General features: G+C 64.5%; 21 protein-coding genes. 7 read left to right on the forward strand and 14 right to left on the reverse strand.

All coding sequences use genetic code 11. The features are described 5' to 3' along the window. Positions 1 to 9: 9 nt before the first annotated feature. Positions 10 to 537, reverse strand: coding sequence for a GNAT family N-acetyltransferase (locus tag AC1RMY_RS14275; protein ID WP_492865482.1), 528 nt, complete (start codon positions 535 to 537; stop codon positions 10 to 12). Continuing rightward, positions 537 to 1,133, reverse strand: coding sequence for a helix-turn-helix domain-containing protein (locus AC1RMY_RS14280; protein ID WP_492865484.1), 597 nt, complete (start codon positions 1,131 to 1,133; stop codon positions 537 to 539). The genes AC1RMY_RS14275 and AC1RMY_RS14280 overlap by 1 nt, the downstream gene beginning before the upstream one ends. 122 nt (positions 1,134 to 1,255) lie before the next feature. Here AC1RMY_RS14280 and lepA point away from each other — a divergent pair, with 122 nt between their 5' ends. Then, on the forward strand, positions 1,256 to 3,061 hold the full coding sequence (lepA, locus tag AC1RMY_RS14285; protein WP_492865486.1) for a translation elongation factor 4: 1,806 nt from the start codon (positions 1,256 to 1,258) through the stop codon (positions 3,059 to 3,061). Between the two features lie 72 nt (positions 3,062 to 3,133). Next, on the forward strand, positions 3,134 to 5,434 hold the full coding sequence (locus AC1RMY_RS14290) for a protein kinase domain-containing protein (RefSeq protein ID WP_492865487.1): 2,301 nt from the start codon (positions 3,134 to 3,136) through the stop codon (positions 5,432 to 5,434). A gap of 93 nt (positions 5,435 to 5,527) precedes the next feature. On the opposite strand, the gene ggt (AC1RMY_RS14295) is transcribed toward AC1RMY_RS14290, so the two are convergent. Then, complete coding sequence (ggt, locus tag AC1RMY_RS14295; RefSeq protein WP_492865967.1) at positions 5,528 to 7,090, reverse strand: gamma-glutamyltransferase; 1,563 nt, start codon at positions 7,088 to 7,090, stop codon at positions 5,528 to 5,530. A gap of 242 nt (positions 7,091 to 7,332) precedes the next feature. Here ggt (AC1RMY_RS14295) and AC1RMY_RS14300 point away from each other — a divergent pair, with 242 nt between their 5' ends. Next, complete coding sequence (locus AC1RMY_RS14300; protein WP_492865489.1) at positions 7,333 to 8,259, forward strand: NAD(P)H-dependent flavin oxidoreductase; 927 nt, start codon at positions 7,333 to 7,335, stop codon at positions 8,257 to 8,259. A 133-nt stretch (positions 8,260 to 8,392) separates the two neighbouring features. On the opposite strand, the gene AC1RMY_RS14305 is transcribed toward AC1RMY_RS14300, so the two are convergent. The 5 genes from AC1RMY_RS14305 to AC1RMY_RS14325 form a co-directional block, all read right to left on the reverse strand. Continuing rightward, the gene (locus tag AC1RMY_RS14305; RefSeq protein WP_492865491.1) at positions 8,393 to 8,845 is read right to left on the reverse strand and encodes a hypothetical protein; all 453 of its coding nucleotides are present in this window, start codon (positions 8,843 to 8,845) and stop codon (positions 8,393 to 8,395) included. Positions 8,846 to 8,934: 89 nt separating this feature from the next. Beyond that, positions 8,935 to 10,191 carry an NAD(P)/FAD-dependent oxidoreductase gene (locus tag AC1RMY_RS14310; RefSeq protein ID WP_492865493.1) on the reverse strand — a complete coding sequence of 419 codons (1,257 nt, stop codon included), beginning with the start codon at positions 10,189 to 10,191 and terminating at the stop codon, positions 8,935 to 8,937. Positions 10,192 to 10,345: 154 nt separating this feature from the next. Further along, positions 10,346 to 11,845, reverse strand: a complete 1,500-nt coding sequence (locus tag AC1RMY_RS14315) for a tripartite tricarboxylate transporter permease (protein ID WP_492865495.1) — start codon at positions 11,843 to 11,845, stop codon at positions 10,346 to 10,348. Positions 11,846 to 11,858: 13 nt separating this feature from the next. Then, on the reverse strand, positions 11,859 to 12,314 hold the full coding sequence (locus AC1RMY_RS14320; protein WP_492865497.1) for a tripartite tricarboxylate transporter TctB family protein: 456 nt from the start codon (positions 12,312 to 12,314) through the stop codon (positions 11,859 to 11,861). Between the two features lie 12 nt (positions 12,315 to 12,326). Then, the gene (locus AC1RMY_RS14325) at positions 12,327 to 13,322 is read right to left on the reverse strand and encodes a Bug family tripartite tricarboxylate transporter substrate binding protein (protein WP_492865499.1); all 996 of its coding nucleotides are present in this window, start codon (positions 13,320 to 13,322) and stop codon (positions 12,327 to 12,329) included. Positions 13,323 to 13,559: 237 nt separating this feature from the next. Here AC1RMY_RS14325 and AC1RMY_RS14330 point away from each other — a divergent pair, with 237 nt between their 5' ends. The 4 genes from AC1RMY_RS14330 (at position 13,560) to AC1RMY_RS14345 (ending at position 17,841) form a co-directional block, all read left to right on the forward strand. Then, on the forward strand, positions 13,560 to 14,552 hold the full coding sequence (locus AC1RMY_RS14330; protein ID WP_492865501.1) for a Bug family tripartite tricarboxylate transporter substrate binding protein: 993 nt from the start codon (positions 13,560 to 13,562) through the stop codon (positions 14,550 to 14,552). A 49-nt stretch (positions 14,553 to 14,601) separates the two neighbouring features. Then, positions 14,602 to 15,567 (forward strand): LysR family transcriptional regulator, encoded by a 966-nt coding sequence (locus tag AC1RMY_RS14335; protein WP_492865503.1) that lies wholly within the window; start codon positions 14,602 to 14,604, stop codon positions 15,565 to 15,567. A 35-nt stretch (positions 15,568 to 15,602) separates the two neighbouring features. Then, positions 15,603 to 16,553, forward strand: coding sequence for a 5-dehydro-4-deoxyglucarate dehydratase (gene kdgD / locus AC1RMY_RS14340; protein ID WP_492865505.1), 951 nt, complete (start codon positions 15,603 to 15,605; stop codon positions 16,551 to 16,553). A gap of 205 nt (positions 16,554 to 16,758) precedes the next feature. Then, entirely contained in the window at positions 16,759 to 17,841 is a 1,083-nt protein-coding gene (locus tag AC1RMY_RS14345; protein ID WP_492865507.1) for a lactonase family protein, read from the forward strand. Between the two features lie 159 nt (positions 17,842 to 18,000). Here AC1RMY_RS14345 and ggt (AC1RMY_RS14350) read toward each other — a convergent pair whose 3' ends face one another. From ggt (AC1RMY_RS14350) to AC1RMY_RS14375, 6 genes are all read right to left on the reverse strand, one after another. Beyond that, complete coding sequence (gene ggt / locus AC1RMY_RS14350; protein ID WP_492865509.1) at positions 18,001 to 19,617, reverse strand: gamma-glutamyltransferase; 1,617 nt, start codon at positions 19,615 to 19,617, stop codon at positions 18,001 to 18,003. 181 nt (positions 19,618 to 19,798) lie between these two features. Then, positions 19,799 to 21,460, reverse strand: coding sequence for an ABC transporter ATP-binding protein (locus AC1RMY_RS14355; RefSeq protein WP_492865511.1), 1,662 nt, complete (start codon positions 21,458 to 21,460; stop codon positions 19,799 to 19,801). Then, a complete protein-coding gene (locus AC1RMY_RS14360; protein ID WP_492865513.1) occupies positions 21,457 to 22,275 on the reverse strand; it encodes an ABC transporter permease in 819 nt (272 codons plus the stop codon). The genes AC1RMY_RS14355 and AC1RMY_RS14360 overlap by 4 nt, the downstream gene beginning before the upstream one ends. Beyond that, positions 22,272 to 23,216, reverse strand: coding sequence for an ABC transporter permease (locus AC1RMY_RS14365; protein ID WP_492865515.1), 945 nt, complete (start codon positions 23,214 to 23,216; stop codon positions 22,272 to 22,274). The genes AC1RMY_RS14360 and AC1RMY_RS14365 overlap by 4 nt, the downstream gene beginning before the upstream one ends. A gap of 105 nt (positions 23,217 to 23,321) precedes the next feature. After that, positions 23,322 to 24,863 (reverse strand): ABC transporter substrate-binding protein, encoded by a 1,542-nt coding sequence (locus tag AC1RMY_RS14370; protein WP_492865517.1) that lies wholly within the window; start codon positions 24,861 to 24,863, stop codon positions 23,322 to 23,324. A 48-nt stretch (positions 24,864 to 24,911) separates the two neighbouring features. After that, positions 24,912 to 25,808 carry an alpha/beta hydrolase family protein gene (locus AC1RMY_RS14375; protein ID WP_492865519.1) on the reverse strand — a complete coding sequence of 299 codons (897 nt, stop codon included), beginning with the start codon at positions 25,806 to 25,808 and terminating at the stop codon, positions 24,912 to 24,914. Positions 25,809 to 25,869 lie beyond the last annotated feature (61 nt).

Consider the following 25,869-nt stretch of genomic DNA (forward strand, 5'->3'; position numbering starts at 1 on the left):
GCGCCGGGCTCAGGCCAGCGCCTTGTAGAAGAAGGTCGAGCCGCAATCGCGGCCGTCCGGCATCAGCGCATAGCGCGGGATGGTGCCGACCTCCGTCCAGCCAAGCCGCTGATAAAGCCGCCGCGCCGCGCCGTTCTCGTCGGTGTCGAGCACCAACAGGTCGCGCTTGGCCTGCCGCGCGGCGGCTTCGGCCGCCTGCATCAGCGCCTCGCCGAGCCCGCGCCGACGTGCGCGCGAATGCACTAGAACTTTGGCGATCTCGGCGCGATGCGGCTGGTTCGGCTTGCCGATGAGCTGCAACTGGGCGGTGCCGACGATTTCGTTGCCATCGCGCGCGGCGAAGAGGATCGTGCGGCCCGCCTCGACCTCGGCCGCGACGCTGCTCCAGAACGCCGCGTAGTCAGCGTGCGTGTTCCAGTCCATGAAGCCGACCGAGGCGCCGTTGGCGACGCAGTCGCGCAGGATCTCGGTCAGCGCGGGGATGGCGGCGCGCGCGGCCTCTGTGTCGAGCGTGTCGATGGCGTGTGTCGAAGTCATCAGGCATTGTCCGGAAAGCTGCCGCGGCTGGCGGCGAGGATGACGGCGTAGCGCACCGGGGCGGCGCTACGGTTACGATAGGCGATCCTGCCGCGCAGATGCATCTGCAGGCAGTCCCCGGTGGAGAGCGGATGCACGGTTTCGCCGAGCGTCACCTCGAGCGCGCCCTCCAGCACCCAGATTTGCTGGTCGAGCGGTGGCGCCCCGCTCGCGCTGTCGAGTTCGACATGCGCGCCCGCCGGCAGGACCACCTCGACGACCTCGAAACCGGAGCCGGTGCCGTGCGGCGAGACGTTGCGGCGCAGATAGCCGCTGGCTGGATCGCGCCAGACGGCCTGTTCCGCCCGCCGCGCCAAGGGGCCGCCGCCGGCACTTTCTTCCAGTAGCGCCGAAAGCGTCAGCCCGAGCCCCGAGCCCAATCGCACGAGGAGGGCTGCGGTTGGGCTCGATTCGCCGCGTTCGACGCGCGAGATCATGGCGCGGCTGACGCCGGTGCGCTGGGCGAGCGCATCCAGCGTCAGATCGGCCCGCAAACGTGCCGCCTTCAGGCGCGCGCCGAGGCGTCGATCCAGGTCCGTGTCGTCGCTTATGGGCATCGTCTCCATAATGGAGAGAAAAAATCCAATATCATGGAAAGTCAAGATACGAAGCGACTGCATGCTTTCATCCTGTGACCGCGACGCTTGGCGCGATGCGGCATCGCTGCTATGGCCCGCGCATGAGCACGAAGTCCTTCGACAACATCCGCAACTTTTCCATTGTGGCGCATATCGACCACGGCAAGTCGACGCTGGCCGACCGGCTGATCCAGCAGACCGGCACGGTCGCGGCCCGCGACATGAGCGAGCAGATCCTCGACTCGATGGATATCGAGAAGGAGCGCGGCATCACCATCAAGGCGCAGACGGTGCGGTTGGACTATCTGGCGAAGGATGGCAAGACCTACATCCTGAACCTGATGGACACCCCCGGCCATGTCGACTTCGCCTATGAGGTCTCGCGCTCGCTAGCGGCCTGCGAAGGCTCACTCCTGGTGGTCGATGCTTCGCAGGGCGTCGAGGCGCAGACGCTCGCCAACGTCTATCAGGCGCTCGACGCCAACCACGAGATCGTCACGGTCCTGAACAAGATCGACCTGCCGGCGGCCGACCCCGATCGCATCAAGCAGCAGATCGAGGACGTGATCGGGCTCGATGCCTCGGAGGCCGTGCCGATCTCGGCCAAGACGGGGCTCAATATCGAAGGCGTGCTGGAGGCGATCGTCGCGAAGCTGCCGGCGCCGAAGGGCGATCCGGACGCCCCGCTCAAGGCGATGCTGGTCGATTCCTGGTACGACGCCTATCTCGGCGTCGTCGTGCTCGTGCGCATCATCGACGGCGTGCTCAAGAAGAACATGACGATCCGGATGATGCGCGCCAACGCCGCCTATGGCGTCGACCGCGTCGGCGTGTTCAAGCCGAAGATGAGCGAAGTCAAGGAACTCGGCCCCGGCGAGGTCGGCTTCTTCACCGCCTCGATCAAGGAGGTCGCCGATACCGCGGTCGGCGACACCATCACCGACGACAAGAAGCCGATCGCCGAACCGCTGCCGGGCTTCAAGCCGGTTCAGCCGGTGGTGTTCTGCGGCATCTTTCCGGTCGACGCCGCCGATTTCGAACTGCTGCGCGGGGCGATGGCGAAGCTGCGCTTGAACGACGCCTCGTTCTCCTACGAGATGGAGACCTCGGCCGCGCTCGGCTTCGGCTTCCGCTGCGGCTTCCTCGGCCTGCTCCATCTGGAGATCATCCAGGAGCGGCTCGAGCGCGAGTTCAACCTCAACCTGATCTCGACGGCCCCGTCCGTCGTCTACCATCTCAAGCTGCGCGACGGCACGACGCTGGAACTTCACAATCCGGCCGACATGCCGGACGTCATGAAGATCGAGGCGATCGAGGAGCCCTGGATCCGCGCGACGATCTTTACGCCCGACGAATATCTCGGCTCGGTCCTCAAGCTCTGCCAGGACCGGCGCGGCCTGCAGATCGACCTCGGCTATGTCGGTAGCCGCGCCAAGGTGGTCTACGACCTGCCTTTGAACGAGGTCGTGTTCGACTTCTACGACCGGCTGAAGTCGATCTCGAAGGGCTATGCCTCCTTCGACTACAACATCACCGATTACCGCGAGGGCGACCTCGTGCGCATGTCGATCCTGGTCAATGCCGAGCCGGTCGATGCGCTCTCGATGCTGGTCCACCGCACCCGCGCCGAGGCGCGCGGCCGCGCCATGTGCGAGAAGCTGAAGGAGCTGATCCCGCCGCACATGTTCCAGATCCCGGTGCAAGCGGCGATCGGCGGCAAGATCATCGCCCGCGAGACCATCCGGGCGCTGCGCAAGGACGTCACCGCCAAATGCTATGGCGGCGACGCGACCCGCAAGCGCAAGCTTCTGGAGAAGCAGAAGGAAGGCAAGAAGAAGATGCGGCAGTTCGGCAAGGTCGAAATCCCGCAGGAAGCCTTCATCGCGGCGCTGAAGATGGACTCATAAAACAAGCGCATCAGTTACTTGCATTAGGTCAAGTCTCCGCTAGCATGCCCTAAATGGGGAGAGCTGAAGAAAATGCGGTTGGATGAATTGCCTAAGGCCTACATCGAAGAATTGTCACGCCATCTCGCGCCTAACTATGAAGTGAAGCGAATTATTGGCGAGGGAAAGAATGGGATTGCATTTGAAGCAGAGGGGAGAAATTCAAGTTATAAGTATTGCATCAAAACAGTAAAGCCAGGTTTGATTGATAATGAACTTGATGATGCAAGACAAAAAATTGAAAAGGAAGCAAAAATACTATTGCCGCTAAATCACAATTGCATACAAAAAATTTTTGATTGTAGCCTTGAAGGCTCGTTCCCATATTTAGTTTCAAATTTTTTTGATGGGTCAACGTTTTACGAATTTAAGAAAGCCGAAAATGCATTGAGTTTCGCGGAGGGTTCTTATGTAATTCGACTATTAGTCGATGTATTTGATTACATCCATAGGCATGGAAGGGTGCATTGTGACGCTCATCAAGATAACATTATGATATCGAATGAGGTGTTCGCTAACGGCATAATGTTGATTGATTTTGGCTCAGGTCATAGGCGAACCGGGAGCGAACCAGTTACAGAGGACAAGGGAGCTGTCCGCTTTAAGCCGGTGGAAGCGCTTCCGCGGCACCAGCGAGCGGCCAGTAGGGCGACTGTTTCTCAGGCGGGAGCAGTGTATGATCTCAAAGCCTTCGGTCAACTCCTTGGATACATGCAACCGTGCTTCTTTTCCGACGCTTCACAGAAGCAAATACAAGAATACCTAAGATTATCATCCGAAGTTGAGGCCGGACGACTGTCTGATTGGAAAAAAATCCGGGACCGCCTTAACTTTGTTTTTGATCCCAGTTATTTGGTAACGCGCATCGATCGCTTCCTAGATATCAATTCGAATGAAGATGATACAATTTCTATACCGGTGAACGGCAGCGTCAAGCTTGGAAGCAGCATCAAGAACATAGTCGACACCGGTGCTTTCCAAAAATTGAAAAACATCAAGCAGTTATCTTTCTGTGAGTGGCAATATCCGGGCGCCACTCATAATCGGTTTGAGCACAGTTTGGGCGTTTTTGATGCGACGACAAAGGCAATCGAACGCCTCTGCACTGATAATTCGTTTTATTCAGATGTGTCAGAAACAGAAACTGTTGCCCTTATCGTCTCTAGTATGGTGCATGATATTGGACATTATCCTTTCGCTCATGTTATAGAGCATTATGTTGCAAGCCGATATTCGGAGGATCGAGAGCTAAGAGCGATCGCAAGCCATAGCCAAAATTCGATTGATATCATCAAGAATGATCTTCAAATATCACGTATATTGGAGTCTGATTTTAGCGAGGCGATTGTCACAGAACTGGAGAACATTCTGCTTGGCAGGCGTAAAAAATTATCAAGTATTATTGATGGAACGATTGATTGTGACAAGATAGATTATTTAAAGCGTGATTCCTATCACTGCGGAGTTGCGTACGGACAGGGATTTTTGCCGGGAAATATAATTCAATCTATGTATTTCAAGCATGAAAGTTCACGCTTGATATTTGATAGAAATTACTCGTCGTCAGTAGAGGGATTTCTTCTACTTCAGTGTCAGATGCTTAAGGATGTATATTGGCACCAAAATGTTCGAACAATATTCGCAATGTTTCATAGATTTATTGATGTTTGCGTCAGAAATGATAAGCAAAAACTTATCAGTCTAATCGGGGAAATGAAATCCGCGAAAACGGAACAATATGTTATCGAAAGTATATTTTCAGATTTATATGAAAGATCAGTTAAGGAGCAGAATCTTTCCAATGACGATCAGTTGGCTCTAATAAGATTGCTACAAGTCCATTCTGAGCCAAGGAACATTAATAAATACGAATTGCTGTACAGCTTTAGTAGGGATGATGACCTTCCAAGCGGAATGTCTTCGTCAATTAACGTGTTCGAATCAATCATAGTTCGCCCTGAAAGAACGACGCAGGAGAACTCAAAAATTAGATGGGCCAGTGTCGCAAAGCTTAGAGAAAGTTTAGTTTCTGCATTAAAAATCAGAGGCGTAGAAGCTTCCAAGCTTGATGTACTAATTGATATCCCATGGGGAAAATCATCTGTTCGACCTATCGAATTTGTCGATATAAAAAGCGGGAGAGAGTATAGTTTCTCGCAGTGCTCCCACATTTCAGACAGCATATTTGCTGAGTTATCTATATTCGCCGCTCCGATAAGAATTTTCGTCAATCCAAGCGTGAAAGGTCTAATTGAACATCAACATGATTCTTTAGAGCGGGACATGCTCGATAAATACTTCAATATTAGAACTCAAGTGGTCGATGAGCACTAGATAAGTTCCTCCGGACGTGAGTGCCCACGGCGCCTTATATACGAGACGTTCCGGAGTGCACGTCTCGTCATGATAAGAGCTTACTAGGGTATTTCACCACCCCAGCGCGCAGCCGTCCTTGCGGTGGTCGGAACCCGCGAGCAGGACGCCGGTCTCGTGATCGATCGCGATGGCCTGGCCGCCGCCGATCGCGGCGCCGGGCGCCGTGAAGGTGAAGCCGCGTCGCTCCAGTTCGGCGCGCACGGCCGCCGGCAGCGTCTTTTCCGCCTCGATCGCGGTCTGCCCCGGGCGCGGGAAGACCCGCGGCAGCGAGATCGCGGTCTGCAGGTCGAGCCCGTAATCGACCAGCTTGCTGACGAGATGGGCGTGGCCCATCGCCTGGTAATGGCCGCCCATCACACCAAAGGACAGGCTGACCTTGCCGTTCCGCGTCATCATGCCCGGGATGATCGTGTGCAGCGGGCGCTTGCGCGGCGCGATCGCGTTGGGGTGGCCGGGCTTCAGCACGAAGCCCTGGCCGCGGTTGTGCAGCAGCACGCCGCTCTTGGGCGCGACCAGCGCAGCGCCATAGGGGTTGAAGATCGAGTTGATGAAGCTGACCGCCATCCCGTCGCCGTCGACGACGCTGATATAGACGGTATCGGCATGCTCGACAGCCGAGGCGGAGAAGGAGGGCAACTCCTTGATCGCCTGCTTCAGGTCGATCTTGCTGCGCAACTCCGCCGCGAGTTCCTCCGACAGCAGCCAGTCCAGCGGCACCTCGCTCTGGCCCGGATCGGCCAGCACCGCGTCGCGCACGGAATAGGCCAGCCGCGAGGCCTCGATCTCGACATGCAGCCGGTCGGCCGAGAGGGGATCGGTTCCCGGCTCGAAGCCCGAGAGGATGTTGAGGATCATCAGCGCGATCACGCCCTGGCCGGCCGGGGGGCACTCATGCACCTCGTAGCCGCGGAAGCTGGTCTTGATCGGCGTGACATAGCCGCCCTTCGCCGCCTTGAAGTCTTCCAGCGTGTGCAGCCCGCCGAGCTCGCGCAGGCGGTGCACCATGTCCTGGGCGATTTCGCCTTCGTAGAAGGCCGCGGGGCCGCGCTCGGCGATGGCCTGGAGCGTCGTCGCGAGCTCTCGCTGATGGTGGACCTCGCCGGCTGCCGGCGCCCGCCCGCCCGGCAGGAAGACGCGGGCCGCATGCGGGTCCTTCGCCATCAGGGCGGCCTGGCCGGCCCAGTCGGCCGCGACGCGCGGCGCCACCGCATAGCCGTCGCGGGCGAGCGCGATCGCCGGCTCCAGCAGTTTTGCGAGCGGCAGCTTGCCATGATCCTTGACCAGCGTCGCCCAGGCCTCGACCGAGCCCGGCACGGTCACCGCATGCGGCGACTGGCGCGGGATTTCGGTGAAGCCATGCTCGAGATACCAGTCCAGCGTCGCGGCCGCCGGCGCCCGGCCCGAGCCGTCATAGGCGATGACCTTGTCGCTGCCGCCCTTGGCCAGCAGCACGAAGCAGTCGCCGCCGATGCCGGTCGAGCCCGGCTCGACCACGCATTGCACGGCGCAGGCGGCGACCGCGGCATCGATCGCATTGCCGCCCGCCTGCAGGATGTTGATCGCGGCGAGCGTCGAGGTCGGGTGAGAGGTCGCGGCCATGCCGCGCCGGCCCATCACCACCGAGCGGCCGGGCTGCTCGAAATCACGCTGGTTCGGGTGGCTCACGTCGCTGTCTCCAAGGGTCGTCTGAAGCGTCGGCCGGCTTCGATTGGGTTTCGTCTATCCGCACTCGCGCAGCCCGGGGCATTTGGCAAGCGCGTCGCGCGCGATGCCGCCCTGCAGCGGGTTCCACATCAGGCTGTGCGCTGGTAGGAGCGACGGACCACCAAGAAAACGAGATGCTGGGAGATCGAATCGTGCCGCTACCTGCCTCGCTCGCCGGGCGCCTGCGCCTTCCCGCCATCGCCTCGCCGATGTTCCTGGTCTCGGGCCCTGATCTCGTGGTCGAGACCTGCAAGGCCGGCATCCTCGGCACTTTTCCGGCGCTGAATCAGCGTACGAGCGAAGGCTATGCCGCTTGGCTGGGTGAGATCGAGGGACGCCTCGCCGGCATTCCCGATGCCGCGCCTTTCGGCGTGAACCTGATCGTCCACCGCTCGAATCCGCGCCTCGAGCAGGATCTGGCGATCACGGCGAAGCACAAGGTCCCACTGGTGATCACCTCGCTCGGCGCGGTGCCGGATCTGGTCAAGGCGGTGCATGGCTACGGCGGCGTGGTGTTCCACGACGTTATCAGCCTGCGCCACGCCGAGAAGGCGGCCGCGGCCGGCGTCGACGGCATCATCGCGGTCGCGGCCGGCGCCGGCGGCCATGCCGGCACGATCAGTCCCTTCGCGCTGGTGTCGGAAATCAGGCGCTTCTTTTCCGGTACGATCGTGCTTGCCGGCGCGATCTCGAACGGCGCGCAGATCGCCGCGGCACAGTTGATGGGCGCCGATCTCGCCTATCTCGGTACGCGCTTCATCGCGACAGCCGAGAGCATGGCCGATCCCGCCTATAAGGCGATGCTGCTGAAGACGCGCGCGGCCGACATCCTCTACACGCCCGCGATCAGCGGCGTGAACGCCAACTTCATGCGCGAGAGCATCAAGGCGGCGGGTCTCGACCCGGACAACCTGATCTCTCACGGCAAGCTCGATCTCGGCAACGAGGCCAAGGTCTGGAAGACGATCTGGTCGGCCGGGCAGGGCGCGGGCTCGATCGAGGATGTGCCGAGCGTGGCCGAACTGGGTGCGAGGCTGCTCGCCGAATACACGCAGGCCCGCGCCTCGCTGGCGGACTGAGGGGAGAGCCCGCCCTGGCGCCGACGCCCTCAGGTCGTTGTCCAATAAGCGCCGTCATCCCGGGCAAGCCGGGGATGACGGTGGTGGTTCGGCGAAGAGCTAGTCTGACGCTCCGCTGTAATGCCGGAGCGCCTCAGCTCTTAAGCTTGGCGTTGCACTGGCTCCAGTAGCCGCCGCCCTTCTCGATCCATTTCAGCTCGCCATTGGCGTTGGCGGCCTTATTGGCGTTGTACTGGTCGGCGCAGGTCTTGAGGCGTGCCTTGCCGGCGGACTGGTCGGAATATTTCTGCGAAACCGCCTTCGGGAAGACGGCGGCCTTGGCTTTGCCGGCCGGCTTTGCCGCAGGTGTCGCCGCCGGTGCTGCGGGCTCGGTCACGGCCGCCGCCGCCTCGTTGTCGTCGGCGTCATCGTCGCCGCACTGAGCCTTGCGGAAATCGTTCCACTTCTGGCCCTTGAGCGTGTTGGCCTTCTTGGCGTCCTGATACTTGGCGCTGCATTCCTTCATCGTCAGCGCGGCGGCTGGCGTCACCGGCAGCATCGTCAGTGCGAAGAGGGATGCGGATGCAAGAATGGCGTTCCTCAGCATGGTCTTCTCCATCGCAAGGCTGGTCTGAGCCCCGTGCCATCGCACTCTCATTCTCCGGGCCTGGCAAGCGGCTTTTTTCGGCCGGCTGGTCAGGCCAGCGAGCGCAGGTCGAAGCCCGGATCAGCCGCCTGCTCGGGCGTCGGCCAGCGCCCGGCGGCGATCAGCCGGCGACCCATCATGTGGTCGGCCGGCTTGTTGATGCTTTCGATCGCCGCCAGCCGGTCGCCCTCATAGCGGAACAGCGAGAAGCGCCCATCAGCGACCGAGCCGCGCAGGACATCGGTGCTGCCACCATTGGCGAGGCCGACCATCTGCAGCTTCACGTCATATTGGTCCGACCAGAACCACGGCACGGCCCGATAGGCCTCCGGCCGCCCGGCAATGATGCTGCCGGCCGCGCGACCCTGGTCATGCGCGTTCTGGACGGAGCTGAGCCGCAGGCGGCGCCCGGCAAAGAAGCTGGGATGGCTGGTGCAGTCGCCCGCCGCGAAGATCGTCGGGTCGGAGGTGCGGCAAAACTCGTCGACGACAATGCCGTCCTGAATGTCCAGCCCGGCAGCTGCCGCCAGTTCGGTGTTCGGTACGGCGCCGACCGCCGAGAGCACGAGGTCGCAGGGTAGTCGTGTGCCGTCATCGCAGACCGCGGCGGTCGCCCGGCCGTTCTCGCCCTCGATTCGCTCGACCATCGTCGCGAGCCGGATCGCGACGCCGTGCCCGGCATGGACGCTGTGCATATAGGCCGAGATCTCGGGAGCGACGGCGTGGCCGATCAGGCGCGGCCCGGCTTCCACCACCGTGACCTGCTTGCCGAGCGCGATCGCGGCGGAAGCCGCCTCGAGCCCGATGAAGCCGCCGCCGATGATGACGATGGAGTTGGCCGCGCCGAGCCTTTCGCTCAGGGCCTGGGCATCCCCGAGCGAGCGCAGCGAGACGACGCCATCCAGCTCCGAACCGGGGCAGCGCAAGGCGGCGGCGCGTGCGCCGGTCGTCAGCGCCAATGTTTCGAAGTGCAGCGCGGAGCCATCGTCGAGGAGAACCCGCCGCGCCGGCCGATCGAGCGCGACGGCGCGGCGCCCGGCGATGAAGTCGATTCCGGCCTCCTCGTAGAAGGATGCGGCCTTCAGCGGCAGGTTGGCCCCGGCCTTGCCGAGCAGGAAGCCCTTCGACAACGGCGGTCTCTGATAGGGCAGCTCCGTCTCGTCTCCGACGAGCGCAATGCGTCCGGTGAAGCCGGCTTCCCGCGCCGCGGCGACGACCCCGACGCCGGCATAGGAGGCGCCGATCACCACAAGGTCGAAATCCGTATTGGTTCCGGTGGCGATAGGCGAGTCGAGGCTGGTCGGCATTACTGAAAGGTCCATCGTCGAACGAACGTGCGCGAGAGACCACTGCCGGCGAGGCTCGCCGGATCGCGGTCACGGGCGCTGCGTATCTAAGCGAGCCGGCTGACGCCGACCATGCCCAATTCGACATGCTCCGTTTCTGAGTTTGGGGGCAGACCTACTCCGCGAGCGCCTCCTTGCGGTTGCGCATTACGGCCGGCGACATCATCGCCAGCAGCAGCACCGCGACCACGGCCAGCAGCACCGCGCTGATCGGGCGCGACAGGAAGACCGAGAAATGGCCGTCCGAGAGCAGCATGGCGCGGCGGAAATTCTCCTCGAGCTGCGGCCCGAGCACGAGGCCGAGCAGCAGCGGCGCCGGCTCGACGCCGATCTTGATGAAGAAATAGCCGATGCCGGCGCAGCCGAGCATCAGCCAGACATTGAACAGGCTGTTGGCGATGCCATAGGTGCCGATGCAGCAGAACAGCACGATCGCCGGGAAGAGCAGTCGATAGGGGATCTTCAGCATCGAGACCCAAAGGCCGATCAGCGGCAGGTTGATCACCAGCAGCATCAGGTTGCCGACCCACATCGAGGCGATCACGCCCCAGACCAGCTTGGGCTGTTCGGTCATGATTTGCGGCCCGGGCTGGATGCCCTGCATCATCAGCGCGCCGATCATCAGCGCCATCAGCGCGTTCGCCGGAATGCCGAGCGTCAGCAGCGGGATGAAGCTCGTCTGCGCGCCGGCATTGTTGGCGGCTTCGGGTCCGGCCACGCCCTCGATCGCGCCCTTGCCGAAGCGGGAGGGGTCCTTTGCCAGCTTCTTCTCCAGCGCATAGGAGGAGAAGGGCGGAAGCGCCGCGCCGCCACCGGGCAGTACGCCGAGCACCGAGCCCAGCGCGGTGCCGCGCAGCATGGCGGGGAAAGCGGCGCGCAGATCGGCCCGCCTCGGGATCAGGTCGCGGACCTTCTGGCTGACGACGCGGCGCTCGGCCGGCCGCTCCAGATTGGCGATGATCTCGCCGAGGCCGAACAGGCCCATCGCAATGGGTACGAAGTCGAGCCCATCGGAAAGCTCCGCGATGCCGAAGGTCATGCGCGCGGCGCCGGATGAGACATCGATGCCGACGAGCCCGAGCAGCAGGCCGAGCAGCACCATGGCCAGCGACTTCGCGACCGAGCCATGCGCCAGCACGACGGCGGCGATCAGGCCGAGCACGAGCAGGCTGAAATACTCGACCGCGGTGAATTTGAGCGCCAGCACTGAGAGCGGCACGCTCATCAGCGCGATCACGACCGTCGCCACCGTTCCGGCGAAGAAGGAGGCGATCGCGGCGATGGCGAGCGCCGTGCCGGCCTTGCCCTGCTTGGCCATCTCGTGGCCGTCGAGGCAGGTCACGACCGAGGAGGTTTCACCGGGGACGTTGACAAGAATGGCCGTGGTCGAGCCGCCATATTGCGCGCCGTAGAAGATGCCGGCGAGCATGATCATGGCGCCTGCCGGATTGAGCCCGAAGGTGAAGGGCAGCAGGAGGGCGACCGTCGGGATCGGCCCGATGCCCGGCAGCACGCCGATCGCGGTGCCGATCAGCACGCCGAGCAGGCACAGGCCGAGATTGTTGAGTTCGAGGGCTGTCGACAGCCCCATCAGCAGATTGTCGAACAGTTCCATGGCGAGACAGCCTTCAGCGCGGCCAGACGGGCACCGGCAGCGCCAGGACCTTGATGAAGAGGAGCACGGCCGCGCCCGAGAGCAGCACCGCGAAGGGAACCGTTTCGCGCAGCCGCCCCTCGCGCGTGGCGAAGCTGGCGAGGATCACGGTGACGACGGCGGCGATGGCGAGCCCCAGCCGCTCCGCCGTCAGCGCGAAGACGCCGACAGAGCCGAGGATCGCCAGCAGCGGCCGCAGCAGCACCGGCTCGATCGCCAGCGCCGCGCCCGCGCGCCAGACGCCGCGCGCGCAGAAGAACAGGCCGAAGCCGAGCAGTGCCAGCGAGACGACGCGGGGCATGTAGCCCGGGCCCATATCGGCGGCGTGGCCGACGGCGAGGTGGCGGGTGGCGAAAAGGGCGCCTGCCGCGACCCCGACCAGGAACAGCCCGAGCAGGAGGTCGCGCCAATCGATCCGCAAACGGGTCACAGGAGCACTCACTTAGCTGCCCTTGATGCCGGCTTCCTTAATGATGCCGCCCCAACGCGCGGTGGCATCCTGCAGCCAGGCCGAGAATTCGGCGGGGGAGCCGGCTTTCACCACGCCGCCCTGCTCGGCGATCTTGGCCTTGATGTCGGGGTCCTGCAGGATCTTGCCGATCTCGGTATTCAGCCGCGTGACCATTGCGGGCGGCGTGCCGGCCCGCGTCAGGATGCCCTGCCAGGTGCCGGCGTCGCCGCCGGGCAAGCCGGCCTCCTTGAAGGTCGGTAGCCCTGCCACGCGTTCCTCGCCGGTGACGGCCAGGCCGACGAGTTGCTTGTTGGAGACGAAGGGCAGCGTCGCGGTCGAGCCATTGATGATGACTCCGCTCTCGCCCGAGACGACTGCGCGCGAGGCCGCCGCGCCGCCCTTATAGGGCACGTTCTTCCAGGTGATCCCGAGTTCCCTGGCCATCTGCACGGCCGTGATGTGATTGGCGGCGCCGACGCCGGAATTGGCGATCGCGAGTTTATTCGGGTTCGCCTTGGCGTAGGCGACCAGTTCCTGCGCGGTCTTGGCCGGGACGGACTCATGCACGGCGAGCACGTAAGGTCCGAACATCACCATGGAGACCGGCGCGAGGTCCTTGGCCGGATCATAGGTCAGGTCCGAGAACAGGCTCGGCGCGGTTGCCAGCGAGCCGACATCCATCAGGAGCAGCGTATGCCCGTCGGCAGGAGCCTTGGCGACGGCATCGGCGCCGAGATTGCCGGCCGCGCCCGGCTTGTTCTCGATCACCACGGGCTGGCCGATCGCGGTCGAGAGCTTGGGCCCGATCAGGCGGGCGAGGATATCGGAAGTGCCGCCCGGCGCGAACGGCACGACGAGCCGCACGGGGCGCTCGAAATTCTGCGCGACCGCGGGCTGGGCCGCGAGTGCGACGCCTGCGAGCATCGCGATGGCGAGGCTCTTCATCGAGCCTGCGGACAAACGGAACGGGAGTGGGAATCGGCTCATCTGTCGTGTCCTCCTGTGGGTGCGGACGGGCCTGCCGGCCATCATCGCAGACAGTCTTGAAAGCTGCCTTCTCCTCGGCAGGATAGGCCGGGCATGATGCGCTGGTGAGTTAGATTGGCAATGGAACCATACCTTTTTTGGATCGCACGATAGCGCCAAGGGACTTGTCCGGGCCGCGCCCGCGCCTAGTCTGGCGGTTAGACGGCAAAAGCCGCGACATATCCTGGGAGGGGAACGATGAGTCGATCGATCACGCGCCGTGCGGCGCTCAGCCTTGCCGGCGGCGCGCTCGCCGCGCCGATGGTTTCGCGCAACGGCTTCGCGCAAGCCTATCCGGCCAAGCCCGTGACGGTCATCGTTCCCTTCGGCGCCGGCGGCACGACCGATCTGGTTGGCCGCATCATCTGCGAGAAGCTGACGCAGAAAATGGGCAAGGGCTTCATCATCGAGAACCGCGCCGGGGCGGGCGGCAACACGGGGGTCGCTGCGCTCTCCCATGCCACGCCGGACGGCTACACCATCGGCATGACCACGCCGTCGACTCACGGCATCAACCCGAACCTCTACAAGGAGAAGCTGCCCTTCAAGCCGTTCGAGGATTTCGAGTTCCTCTCGCTGGCCTCCTCGCAGCCGAATTTCCTCTGCATCCATCCGTCGATCCCGGCACAGAACGTCAACGAGCTCATCGCCTATCTGAAGGCCAATCCGGGCAAGGAGAATTTTGGGTCCTCAGGGATAGGCACCTCGATCCACCTGTCGGGGGAACTGTTCATGCAGCTCGCGGGCGTGAAGATGCAGCATGTCACTTACCGCTCCTCGGGCGCGCTGGTGCAGGACCTCATCGCCGGCAACGTCAAGATCTCCTTCGACAACTTCACCTCGCCCTATCCGCACTACAAGGCCGGCACGCTGCGCGGGCTCGCGGTCACCTCGACCGAGCGCGCCAAGATCGCCCCGGAAATCCCGACGCTGGCCGAGACCTTGCCGGGCTTCGACGTCAGCTCCTGGAACGGTTTCCTGGCCCCCAAGGGCACTCCGAAGGAGATCTGCGACAAGCTCACCACCGAGATGCAAGAAGTGCTGAAGGACCCCGCTGTTGTCGCCCGCTTCGAGGAACTGGGTGCGGCTGCGACGCCCTCGACCGGCGAACAGGCCAGGGCCAAGGCGCAATCCGAGATCGCCAAGTTCAAGGGGATCATCGACAAGGCCGGGATCACCATCCAAAACTGAGAGACGCTGCGGCGATGCCGGACCGCGGGCGGCGTGGGAAAGGCTGGGGATGTTCGAACTGAGCCAGCTACGCTGCTTCGTCGCCGTCGCCGAGGAGCTGCATTTCGGCCGGGCGGCGCTGCGCCTCAACATGACGCAGCCGCCGCTCAGCCGGCAGATCCAGATCCTTGAGCGCGTTCTCGACGTCGTGCTGCTGGAGCGCAGTAACCGGACGGTGAAGCTCACCCCCGCCGGCCAGAGCTTCCTGGCCGAGGCGCGCCGCCTGCTCAAGCTCGCCGAGAGCGCGGCGCTGCTGGCCAAACGCGTCGCCAACGGCAAGGCTGGCTCGATCAATATCGGCTTCACCGCGACCTCGGCCTATTCCTATGTGCCGGAACTGGTCGCAGCCTGCCGGCGAGAGATGCCCGATGTCGAGATTTCCCTGAAGGAGATGGTCAGCGGCGACCAGCTCAAGCGGCTCGATTCCGGCGAGATCGATATCGGCCTGCTGCGGCCGCCGATCCCGCGCACCGGCTTGAGCGCCTTTCGCGTCATGGCCGAGCCGCTGATCGCGGCGGTCAACGCCGGCCACGCTTTGGCGCGTTCCAGAACGATCGCGATCGAGGATCTCGCAGCCGAGCCCTTCGTGATGTACGCGCCCTATGAGGCCCGCTACTTCCATGATCTGCTCGTCGAGCTGTTCTCGCGGGCAGGCCTCGTACCGAACTATGTCCAGCATCTCGCCCAGATCCATTCGATCCTGGCGATGGTCCATTCCGGCGTTGGCGTCGCGCTGGTTCCTGAGGCCGCGATGAACCTGCATTTCAGCGGCGTCGCCCTGCGTCCGGTCGACCTGCCGCGGCAGCGCCCGGCCGAGCTCTTCTTCGTCAGCCGCGAGGACAACGACAATCCGCTCGTGCCGATCGTCGCCTCACTGGCGAAGCGCATGGCGCAGGAGCCGGTGAAGATCCTGCAGGGCGATCCAATGATTGCATCGGCCGATACAGTGTTTGGTCACTTTCGGCATCGTTCTTGATCTACTCCTTCGCTGCATTCAGCGAAGGAGCCGACATGAGCAAGATGACCCCGCAGGAGATGGCGCGCCATATCGGCAACGGCCTGCTCTCCTTTCCCGTCACGCCCTTCACCGCCGGCAACGCCTTCGACGAGTCGCGCTACCGCTCCAATCTCGACTGGCTTTGCGGCTATGAGGTCGCCGGCCTCTTTGCAGCCGGCGGTACGGGCGAGTTCTTCTCGCTCTCCCCAGCCGAGGTGGTGAAGGTGGTGGCCACCGCCGTGGCCGAGACCCGTGGCCGTGTGCCGGTGCTCGCCGGTGTCGGCCATGGCACGCAGATCGCGACGGAACTTGCTGCGGGCGTCGAGCAGGCCGGCGCCGACGGCATCCTGCTGCTGCCGCCCTATCTCGTCTTCTCCGAGCAGGAGGGGCTTGCCGCCCATATCGAGGCTGTCTGCAAGGCAACGAAGCTCGGCGTCATCGTCTATAATCGCGACAATGCCGTCATCACCGAAGAGACGCTGGCGAAGCTCTGCGAGCGCAATCCCAACCTCGTCGGCTACAAGGACGGCATCGGCGATATCGAGCTGATGACGCGCATCCATCTGCGCATGGGCGACCGCCTGACCTATATCGGCGGCCTGCCGACGGCCGAGACCTTCGCCTTGCCCTATCTCGAAATGGGCGTGACCACCTATTCCTCGGCGGTGTTCAACTTCGTTCCGCAGTTCTCGACCAGGTTCTACGACGCCGTGCGCCGCCGCGACCGCGATCTGGTGCAGGCGGGCCTGCGCGACTTCATCCTGCCGCTGATCGCGATCCGCAACCGCAAGCGCGGCTATGCCGTCTCGATCATCAAGGCCGGCATGAAGGTGATCGGGCGCGATTCCGGCTCGGTGCGCACGCCGCTGACCGATCTCACCGAGAGCGAGACGGCGGAACTCGCCGCCCTCGTCGCCAGGCTGGACAAGAGCGACTTCGCGACGCGCGAGCGCGCCGCCGCCTGAGGCTCTTTCGAGAGAATTATCGACGCCGTCGCTCCCATCGGTGCGGCGGCGTTTTGCTTTGGCGAGGCGAGCCGCTCTCACGATGCGCCGATTGGATCGGTCGATACGCCCTTTGAGCTATCCGCCTCCGATCCGGCTCCGAATAATCGCCCCTCAAGGTCACGCCGCCAGCCAGGACGGACGAATGACCAACAGGGGGAATACGATGTCGAGGAAGAACACTGGCGCAGCGGCGCTGCTTGCGCTCATCATGGGCGTCATGCCCGCCGCCGCGAAGACCATCGTCTATGTCTCGAATGCCGACAGCCGCGAGATCAGCGTGCTGGAACTCGACGCCTCGGCCCGTCAGCTGAAGCCGGTCGAGACGGTCGCCGTCGGGGGCACCGCGATGCCGATGGCGATCTCGCCGGACCGTCGGCATCTCTACGTTTCGCTGCGCTCGCAGCCCTTCTCTGTCAGTTCCTTCGCCATCGACCAGCAGAGCGGCAAGCTCGACCTGCTCTCGACCGTGCCGCTGCCGGACAACATGGCCTATGTCGCGACAGACCGGACGGGCCGCTTCCTGCTCAGCGCCTCCTATACGGGCCACAAGATCGCCATCAATCCGATCGGCCCGCAGGGCTTCGCCCAGGGCGAGCCGGTGCAGGTCGTCGAGACGCGCAAGCACGCCCATGCGATCCTGACCGACCGCTCGAACCGGCATCTCTTCGCCAGCAATCTCGGCGGCGACGTCCTGTTGCAATTCCGCTTCGACGCCGCGACCGGGAAGGTCGCGGCCAACGAGCCGGCCTTCGTCGAGACCAAGCAGGGCGCCGGGCCGCGCCATTTCGTCTTCCACCCGAACGACCGCTTCCTCTACCTCGTCAACGAGCTCGACGGCACCGTGGACAGCCACCGTTTCGATCCGGCCAAGGGCATGCTGTCGAAGCTCGGCAGCGTCAGCATCGTGCCGGCCGGGTTCGACGGCGGAGCGCCAGCCGCGGCCGAGATCCGCATCACGCCGGATGGACGCTTCCTCTATGCCTCGGAGCGCACATCGAACACCATCGCCGCCTTCAAGGTCGATGGCGAAACCGGCGCCCTGACACCGGCCGGCAACTTCGCCACGGAAACCCAGCCGCGCGGCTTCAACATCGATCCGCGCGGGCGCTTCCTGGTCGCGGCCGGCCAGAAATCGAACTCGGCGACGCTCTACGCCATCGACCCGGAAACCGGCGCGCTGAAGGAGCTTCAGAAGATCGCGCTCGGCAAGAACCCCAACTGGGTCGAGATCATCGACCTGCCGTGATCCGGGGCGGGCTGTAACGTCTCATCGATGCGCGTGTCATCCCGGACGCAGCGAAGCGGAGATCCGGGATCCATGCCTGAACCTTGATCGGAAGCGCTCCGGAACGGATCCCGGGTCAAGCCCGGGATGACCGCGTGGTTCCGCAAAAATCAGCAGCCTCTACTTCGCAGGCACCGAGATCGCCATGCCGTCGCGCTGGGGGTCGGCGCCGCCGGAGCACACTCCATCCTCGATGCGGATGCCGTGCAGGGCTGCGAAAGGATAGCTCTGAGCAGAGCGCTTCACATCGTAGCCCATCGAGGTGAGCTCCTCGCCGACGCTGCGCCGGATGCGGTTCGAGATGTCGATGCTGTTGGAGACGGCGACGATGCGCGGCGCCGCGACCGCCTCCAGCATGCCCATGCCGAAATCGATCACGTTCATCACGCCCTGCGCCATGGCCGGGGCGATGTAGCTGCCGCCTGGCGCGCCCATCACGATGAAGGGCTTGTCGTCCTTGAAGACGATGGTCGGCGCCGCGGAGGAGGAGCGGCGCTTGCCTGGTGCGATCGAGCCGGCGCGACCGGGGCGCGGGTCGAAGCGGCTCATCGTGCCGTTGTAGATGAAGCCAAGCCCTTCCGTGATCGCGCCCGAGGGCGAGCCCAGCGTATGCGTCAGCGCCACCGCATTGCCGTGCCGGTCGACGACCGAGACATGGGTCGTCTCGCGCGAGGAGGAGCGCTCCAGCCGCTTCACATCGGCGCGTTCGCCACGGCGGATGCTCGCCGCCTGCTCGGCCGCATGTTCCTTCGAGATCAGCCGCTCGACCGGGACCTCGACATAGGTTGGATCGCCCATGAAGGCGTCCTTGTCGATGGTCATGCGTTTCATCGCCTCCGCGAGCAGCCGCACATGCTCGGCCGAGCCATGCGTGAGTTCGCCGATGGCGAAGGGCTCGAGCATGTTCAGGATCTGCAGCATCGACAGGCCGCTCGCCGGCGGCGGGCTGGTCGAGATGCGATGCCCGCGATACGAGCCCCAGATCGGCTCGGCCAGGGAAAGCTCATAGGCCGCGAGGTCCTCGCGCGAGATCAGCCCGCCATGAGCAGCGAAATCGGCGGCGATCTCCTCGGCTAGCTCGCCACGATAGAACAGGTCGGCGCTGCCCTTCGCCAGCCGCTCCAGCGTCTTCGCCATGTCGGGATTCGCGATGACGTCGCCCGGACGCTTCAGGCTGCCATCGGGCCGGAAATACAGGCGCTTGCCGGTCTCGCTGTAGCGCAGCTTGTCGGCGGTGTTGACCTGGCCCGTGCTCTTCTGATCCTGCGACCAGAACCAGTGCATATGCGGGCGCACCAGCACGCCCTCGCGCGCCTGCTTGATCGCGGGCGCGATGATGTCGGCCCAGTCCATCGTGCCGTAGCGGGAAAGGGCGAAGTCATAGCCCTTGACGCTGCCCGGCGTGCACACCGCGAGATGGCCGAATTCGCTGATGCCGCCCTCGAGCAGGAAGGCGAAGCCGTCGCGCGACTGGCCTGTCAGCTTGTCGGCCCACATGTCCGGCGTCGCGGAGAGCGAGGCGCGGGCATAGAACTCGACGATCTGGTGGACGCCCTTTCCCGGCATATAGAGCTGCATCGAGCCGAAGCCGCCGATGCCCGACATCAGCGGATCGACGACGCCCTGCATGAAGGCGCAGGCGATCGCGGCGTCGACAGCGTTGCCGCCACGCTCCAGCACGGCAGCCCCGGCCTCGGCGGCCTCCGGCTGCGGGCAGACGATCATTCCGTTCTTCATGGTGGCGGCCTCTCGATAGTCGCAGCGTGTCCAACACCCTCCGCGTCATCCCGGACAAGCCGCGCAGAGGCGCAGCTCCGGGATCCATCGTAGGGTACGACGGCGCTCTATGATGGATCCCGGATCTCCGCTGCGCTGCGTCCGGGATGACGTTGAGGGTGTCAGTTCACCCCTGGTAAAGTCATCGAGCGGGCGCGGCGCCTGCCTCAGGCTCCGCCAGCCGCCAGAACAGCCTGACTCCGCCATCCTGGGTACTCTCCAGCCCCGGAACGGCCGAAAGCAGCTTGCGCGTATAGGCGTGCTGCGGCGCGTCGAAGATCTGGTCCCGCGAGCCTTCCTCGACGATCCGGCCCTCGTTCATGACGATGACCCGGTCGGCCACCTGCTCGACCACGCCAAGGTCATGGCTGATGAACAGGCAGGAGAAGCCGTGCTTGCGCTGCAGCTCGGCGAACAGCTCCAGTACCTGCGCGCGCACCGTGACGTCGAGCGCCGAGACCGGCTCGTCGGCGATAACGAAGCTCGGCCGGCGCACCACGGCGCGGGCGATCGCGACGCGTTGACGCTGGCCGCCTGAGAGTTCGTGCGGATAGCGCTCGGCGAAGCCGTCGGCCAGCCCCACCTCGCTCAGCACTTCGGTGACGCGGACCTTCTTCTGGCCGGCGTTCAGGCCGGGCACCAGCCGCAGCGGCTCGGCGACCAGCTTGCCGATCGTCATGCGCGGGTCGAGCGAGGAGTACGGGTCCTGGAAGACCATCTGGCAGTTGAGCCGGTAGTCCCAATAGGCCGCTTCGCTCTTGAAGATCGGTTTGCCGGCGAAGAGAATGTCGCCGCCGCTCGCCTTGACGAGCCCCGCGATCGACTGGCCGAGCGTGGTCTTGCCCGAGCCGGAGCCGCCGACGACTGCGACGACCTCGCCGGGCTGCACCTCGAGCGAGATGCCGTGCAGGGCGCGCTTGGGGGCGCTCTTGCGGAAGAAGCGCTGGCGGCCGGGATAGTCGACGACGAGATCGCGCACCGCGACGATCGGCGTCGGCGCCTGCGGCAGGTCGCGAGCCTCTCCCCGATGCGGCATCGCCGCCAGCAGCTTGCGAGTATAGGGGTGCTGCGGTCGTGCCAGGATGTCGGCGCTATCGCCCTGCTCGACCACCTCGCCCTGGCACATCACGACGATGCGGCTGCAGTAGCGCGCAACCATGCCGAGGTCATGCGAGATCAGCAGCACGGCAGTGCCGTTCTCCTGCGTCAGTCCGACCATCAGCTCCATCACGTCGCGCTGCACGACCGCGTCGAGCGCCGTCGTCGGTTCGTCGGCGAGCAGCAGAGCGGGCTTCAGCAGCATCACCGAGGCCAGCATGATGCGCTGGCGCATGCCGCCGGAGAACTGGTGCGGAAAGGCGTCGAGCGCGCCCTCAGGGTCGGTAAGGCCGACGCGCCTAAGCATGTCGAGGATCAGCGCGCGGCGGCCGGCCGCGTCGAGCTTGCGGTGCAGCGCGAGGCCTTCCTCGAGCTGGCGGCCGATCGTCATCGACGGGTTCAGCGAGGTCATCGGCTCCTGGAAGACCATGCCGACCTTGGCGCCGCGCACCGCCCGCAGCCGCTTCGGCGCCATGGTGGTGATCTCTTCGCCGTCGAAGCGGATCGAGCCCGCGAGCAGCTTCACGGCCGGGGGCACGAAGCCCATCACGGCGCGCGCCGCCAGCGTCTTGCCGGAACCGGATTCGCCGACGATGCCGACGATCTCGCCGCGCGAAACGGAAAAGCCGACGCTCTTTACGACCTCGCGGCCGGAGGACCTGATCGCGAGGGTGAGGTTCTCGACCTCGAGCAGGGGCGTGGTCATCGGGCGCCTCGCATGCGCGGGTCGAGCTTGTCGCGGACCGCGTCGCCCAGCAGGTTGATGCCGAGCAGGGTCAGCGAGATGCACAGGCCGGGGAATATGCCGAGCCACATCGCCTGCCCGATATAGGGGCGGGAGCCGGCGAGCATGTTGCCCCAGGTCGGCGCCGGCGGCGGCACGCCGAGCCCGAGGAAGGAGAGCGAACTCTCCGCCAGCAGCACATAGCCGAACATCGAGGTCGCCAGCACCGTCAGCGGCGCGATGCAGTTCGGCAGGATGTGGCGGGCCATGGTGAAGCCCTCGGAATTGCCCATCACCCGCGAGGCCGCGATGAACTCCTTCTCGCGCAGTGACAGCACCGTTCCGCGCACGATGCGCGCGACGGAGGGCGTGTAGGCGATGCCGAGTGCCAGGATGATGCCGTATTTGTTGGCGCCGACCACGGCGAGCAGGCCGAGCGCCAGCAGGATGCCTGGGAAGGCGAGCAGCGCATCGTTGAAGGCCATCACGACCCGGTCGACCCAGCCGCGCATATAGCCCGAGAACAGACCGATCACCGTGCCGAGGACGACCGCCAGAGTGACCGTCAGGATGCTGATCCAGACCGAGGTCGCAGCCCCCGCCATCAGCCGCGAGAGCACGTCGCGGCCGAACTCGTCGGTGCCGAGCCAGTACATCGAGGAGGGCGGCGCGAGCTTGTAGCGGAAGGACAGCCGCAAGGGATCATAGGGCGTCCACAGCGCGCCGATGGCGGCTACGACCGCGAGCGTGCCGATCAGCGCACCGCCGATCAGGGCATTGAGAGGAGGGAGCTTCATTCGGCCATCACCCTCGGGTCGAAGATCGGATAGCAGAGGTCAATGACCAGGTTCACCAGCACATAGGTGAACGCGACGAACAGCATGCAGCCCTGGATGACCGGGTAGTCGCGCGCGAAGATCGCATCGACCAGCAGCCGGCCCAATCCGGGGATGGTGAAGACGGTTTCCACCACCGCGATGCCCCCGAGCAGATTGCCGAGCACGAGGCCGATCAGCGTCCAGGTCGGCCCGAAGGCATTCTTGAAGGCGTGGCGCCACAGCACCGCCATCTCCGAGAGGCCCTTGGCGCGGGCATGGGTGATGTAGTCGAGCCGCATCACCTCTAGGGTCGAGGCCCGAGCCATGCGCAGCAGCACGCCGATCTCGTGCAGGAACAGGGTGAGGATCGGCATGACCAGGTAGAGCACGCCGCGCCAGGGATCGTCGCCGATCGAGACATAGCCGACGACTGGCAGCCAGCCGAGCTTCAGCCCGAAGAGCAGCAGAAGGAGGAGGCCGAGCCAGAAGGTCGGGATCGAGAGCAGGAGCGTCGCGATGGCGACGAGGCCGAGATCGAGCTCGGAGTCCTGCTTCCAGGCCGCGATCACGCCGGCCGGCACCGCGACCAGGCTGGCGAAGAGCACCGCGACCAGGACGATCTGCGCGCTGATCCAGAAGCGCGACAGGATCAGCGGCAGGATCGGCTCCTGCGTGTTGATGGAGATGCCGAGATCGCCCCTCAGCAGGTTGCCGAACCAGATGCCGAACTGCACCGGCAGGCTCTGGTCGAGGCCGAGCCGCGCCCGCAGGTCGGCGATCGAGGCCGGCGTGGCGAGGTCGCCCAGCATCAGCGATGCCGGATCGCCCGGGATCAGTCGGATCAGGACGAACACCGACACCGCTACGATCAGCAGCGTCGGCAGGGCCATGGCGACCCGGGTCAGGGCGAAGCGCAGCATCGGCGGCCTTCGGGTTCGAGAGCATTTTCGAGCGAAGCGGACATGGGTCCGCCTCGAGAAAACGCGTTGCAGCGATAAGTCGGTGTTAGCGGCGAAGGCTTTGCGTCACTTCGCAGTGACTTCCCACATCCGCAGCTTCGACTGCCAGGGCTTGAAGCCGGTGATGCGCTTGCTGTGGGCGATGGCGTCGACGCCGTTGAACATGAAGATCAGTGGCACCTCGTCGATGACGGCCTTGTGCAGCTCGTCGACCAGCTTCTGCCGCTCCGTGCGGTCGGAGACCGACATCAACCGGTCGATCTTCTCCTGCGCCTGCGGATTGTCCCAGATCTTGCGCGGCTGCTTGTCCTTCGGCCCGGCGAACTGCTCGAAGGCGAGCGCGGGGTCGAAACGCGCCGAGAACGAGAAGGACTGCATCTGGTAGTTGCCCTTGTTGTAGCGGTCGAGCTGGGTCGCCCAGTCGAGCACCTCGATCTCGGCATTGATGCTTGCCGCTTGCAGCATGGCCTGCACGACGACGGCGGCCGGGAAGCTCGGCACGCGCGGGCGCTTGTTGGCGAGGATCGTGATCTTCTCGCCCTTGTAGCCGGCCTCCGCGAGCAGCTTCTTGGCGCGGGCGGCGTCGTATTTGTGGCCCTGCTTTTCAACCGCGCCGAAATAGGCGGAGCCTGAATAGATCGGCGACGTGTTGGCTTGGCCCAGACCGTCCGAGGCCGTGCCGACGACCTCGTCCATGTCGAGCGCGGCGGCGATCGCCTGACGCAGCTTCTGGTTGCCCATCACGGCGTCGCGCGTCTGGATCAGCAGCACGTGACGCACGGCGGTGGCGGCGGTGACGACCTCGAGCGTGGGCAGCTTGCGGATCTCGGCGACGTCGCTCGGCAGGACCTCGCTCAGATCGATCGCGCCCGAGGTCAGCCCGGCCTTCACCGTCGCGGGGTCCTTGACGACGAGGAACTTCACCTCCTTGAGCAGCGGGCGTTTGGAGCCGACATAGCCGTCGACCTTGCCGTCCGTCTTCGGCGAGGCGTAGCCCTCGAAGGCGGTCATGGTGAAGTACTCGCTGCGCTTCCACTCGCCGAACTTGTAGGGGCCGGTACCGATCGGCTTGTCGAACGAGCCGTCGGCCTTGACCGAATCCTTGTGTAGGATCGCGGTCATCGCGCAGTCGGTGCGGGCCAGGCTGTCGAGGAAGAGCGAGTTCGGCTTGTCGAGCTTCATCACGACGGTCTGCGCGTCGGGCGCCTCGACGGCCTCGACCTTGAGGCCGGAGCGGCCGTCGAAATCCGAGGTGCAGCGCCACTCGGTCTTCGGGTCCATGTAGCGGTTCCAGCTCCACAGCACGTCGGCGGAGGTGAGTTCGGCGCCGTTGTGGAACTTCACGCCCCTGCGCAGGGTGAAGCTGTAGGTCTTGCCGTCGGCCGAGACCGCCACCTTCTCGGCGAGCAGGGGCTGCGGCGTGCCGCCCTCGTCATAGCCGACGAGGCCCTCGACCATCTGCAGGGCGAAGTCGTCGGTGCCGTCGTCGCGGTTGACGCCCGGATTGATGCTGCGGACGTCGGCCTGGACGGCGACGGTGAGCGATTGCGCCAGCGCAGGGCCGGCGAGCAGTGGCAGGAGGCAGGCGGAGGCGAGAAGCCGGTTCATGAGTGATCCCCTGTTGTCGTTGTCTTCGGCGCGCGGCGTCGGCGGCCTTCAGGCTGCCTTGGCCGCCTCTGTGCGGAGCCTGGCGAGATGCTCGGCGAAGAAATCCTCGACCCGCGGCACGGCGCGCAGCCCGTCATGGGCCATGTTGGGTACAAGATCGAAGCGCACGCCGATGCCGGCCTGCTCGAAGGATGCCTTAAGACTGGCGAGGCGTTCAGGCCGGGTCGTGCCGGCATGGTTGGCGTCGGGCATCCAGTTGCGCCCGCCCGGCTTATGGGTGATTTCCCAGGTCTCGAGATCGGCGGCGCCGACGATCATCTGGACCGCGACCTGCTTCATCGCGGCGATGTCGGGCGTCGAGCCGAAGAGTTCGGCGATGTTGCGCGTGCCGACCCACCAGTCGCGTGTCGGATCGAGCAGCGTCACCGAACCCGGCGCACCGATCGAGCAGGCCCAGAGCTTTTGCGGTTGCAGCATCAGGAAGCGGTGGGCGAAATGGCCGCCGCCCGAATAGCCGAACAGGCCGAAGCGGGGCAGCCTGACGCCGTAGCGCGCCTCGACCTCGGCCACCATCGCGAGCAGGACGTGATCGTAGCGGATCGCGCCCTCGCGCATGTATTTGAAGCCGTCGCGGTTGTCGTCGCCGAGCACGCCGATCGGAAAGAGCGGCGCCAGCACGATGCAGTTGTTCCAGCGGCCGAACTCCTGGAAGGCGTCGCGATAGCCGGTGAAACCGCGTCCGGTGCCGTGCATGGCGACGACGAGTTCGGGCGGCTGGGCATTCTTGCCGAGGTCCTTGGGCACATACAGGCAATAGCTGAAGCGGGGATCGGCCTTGCAGGCGATCACGGGCGTCGGGCCGAGATCGTAGAGCGCGCGCGCGATCGCCGCGGCGTCCTGGCTGGCTGCGGCACCTCCGGCAGGGTTCCCATCGGCTTTGGTCATGGCAGCGTCTCTCGATATGGCTGAATAATTGGCGCCAATTTTGTTGCACGTTGTGGCGAGC

The organism is Allobosea sp. GW822-FHT03F07 (assembly GCF_058801345.1).

What these genes read in the sequence shown, in the direction of transcription:
- AC1RMY_RS14275 (WP_492865482.1), bottom strand. Translation starts at nt 537, where the DNA reads ATGACTTCGACACACGCCATCGACACGCTCGACACAGAGGCCGCGCGC.
- AC1RMY_RS14280 (WP_492865484.1), bottom strand. Translation starts at nt 1,133, where the DNA reads ATGCCCATAAGCGACGACACGGACCTGGATCGACGCCTCGGCGCGCGC.
- lepA (WP_492865486.1), top strand. Translation starts at nt 1,256, where the DNA reads ATGAGCACGAAGTCCTTCGACAACATCCGCAACTTTTCCATTGTGGCG.
- AC1RMY_RS14290 (WP_492865487.1), top strand. Translation starts at nt 3,134, where the DNA reads ATGCGGTTGGATGAATTGCCTAAGGCCTACATCGAAGAATTGTCACGC.
- ggt (WP_492865967.1), bottom strand. Translation starts at nt 7,090, where the DNA reads ATGGGCCGGCGCGGCATGGCCGCGACCTCTCACCCGACCTCGACGCTC.
- AC1RMY_RS14305 (WP_492865491.1), bottom strand. Translation starts at nt 8,845, where the DNA reads ATGCTGAGGAACGCCATTCTTGCATCCGCATCCCTCTTCGCACTGACG.
- AC1RMY_RS14310 (WP_492865493.1), bottom strand. Translation starts at nt 10,191, where the DNA reads ATGCCGACCAGCCTCGACTCGCCTATCGCCACCGGAACCAATACGGAT.
- AC1RMY_RS14315 (WP_492865495.1), bottom strand. Translation starts at nt 11,845, where the DNA reads ATGGAACTGTTCGACAATCTGCTGATGGGGCTGTCGACAGCCCTCGAA.
- AC1RMY_RS14325 (WP_492865499.1), bottom strand. Translation starts at nt 13,322, where the DNA reads ATGAGCCGATTCCCACTCCCGTTCCGTTTGTCCGCAGGCTCGATGAAG.
- AC1RMY_RS14330 (WP_492865501.1), top strand. Translation starts at nt 13,560, where the DNA reads ATGAGTCGATCGATCACGCGCCGTGCGGCGCTCAGCCTTGCCGGCGGC.
- AC1RMY_RS14335 (WP_492865503.1), top strand. Translation starts at nt 14,602, where the DNA reads ATGTTCGAACTGAGCCAGCTACGCTGCTTCGTCGCCGTCGCCGAGGAG.
- kdgD (WP_492865505.1), top strand. Translation starts at nt 15,603, where the DNA reads ATGAGCAAGATGACCCCGCAGGAGATGGCGCGCCATATCGGCAACGGC.
- AC1RMY_RS14345 (WP_492865507.1), top strand. Translation starts at nt 16,759, where the DNA reads ATGTCGAGGAAGAACACTGGCGCAGCGGCGCTGCTTGCGCTCATCATG.
- ggt (WP_492865509.1), bottom strand. Translation starts at nt 19,617, where the DNA reads ATGAAGAACGGAATGATCGTCTGCCCGCAGCCGGAGGCCGCCGAGGCC.
- AC1RMY_RS14355 (WP_492865511.1), bottom strand. Translation starts at nt 21,460, where the DNA reads ATGACCACGCCCCTGCTCGAGGTCGAGAACCTCACCCTCGCGATCAGG.
- AC1RMY_RS14360 (WP_492865513.1), bottom strand. Translation starts at nt 22,275, where the DNA reads ATGAAGCTCCCTCCTCTCAATGCCCTGATCGGCGGTGCGCTGATCGGC.
- AC1RMY_RS14365 (WP_492865515.1), bottom strand. Translation starts at nt 23,216, where the DNA reads ATGCTGCGCTTCGCCCTGACCCGGGTCGCCATGGCCCTGCCGACGCTG.
- AC1RMY_RS14370 (WP_492865517.1), bottom strand. Translation starts at nt 24,863, where the DNA reads ATGAACCGGCTTCTCGCCTCCGCCTGCCTCCTGCCACTGCTCGCCGGC.
- AC1RMY_RS14375 (WP_492865519.1), bottom strand. Translation starts at nt 25,808, where the DNA reads ATGACCAAAGCCGATGGGAACCCTGCCGGAGGTGCCGCAGCCAGCCAG.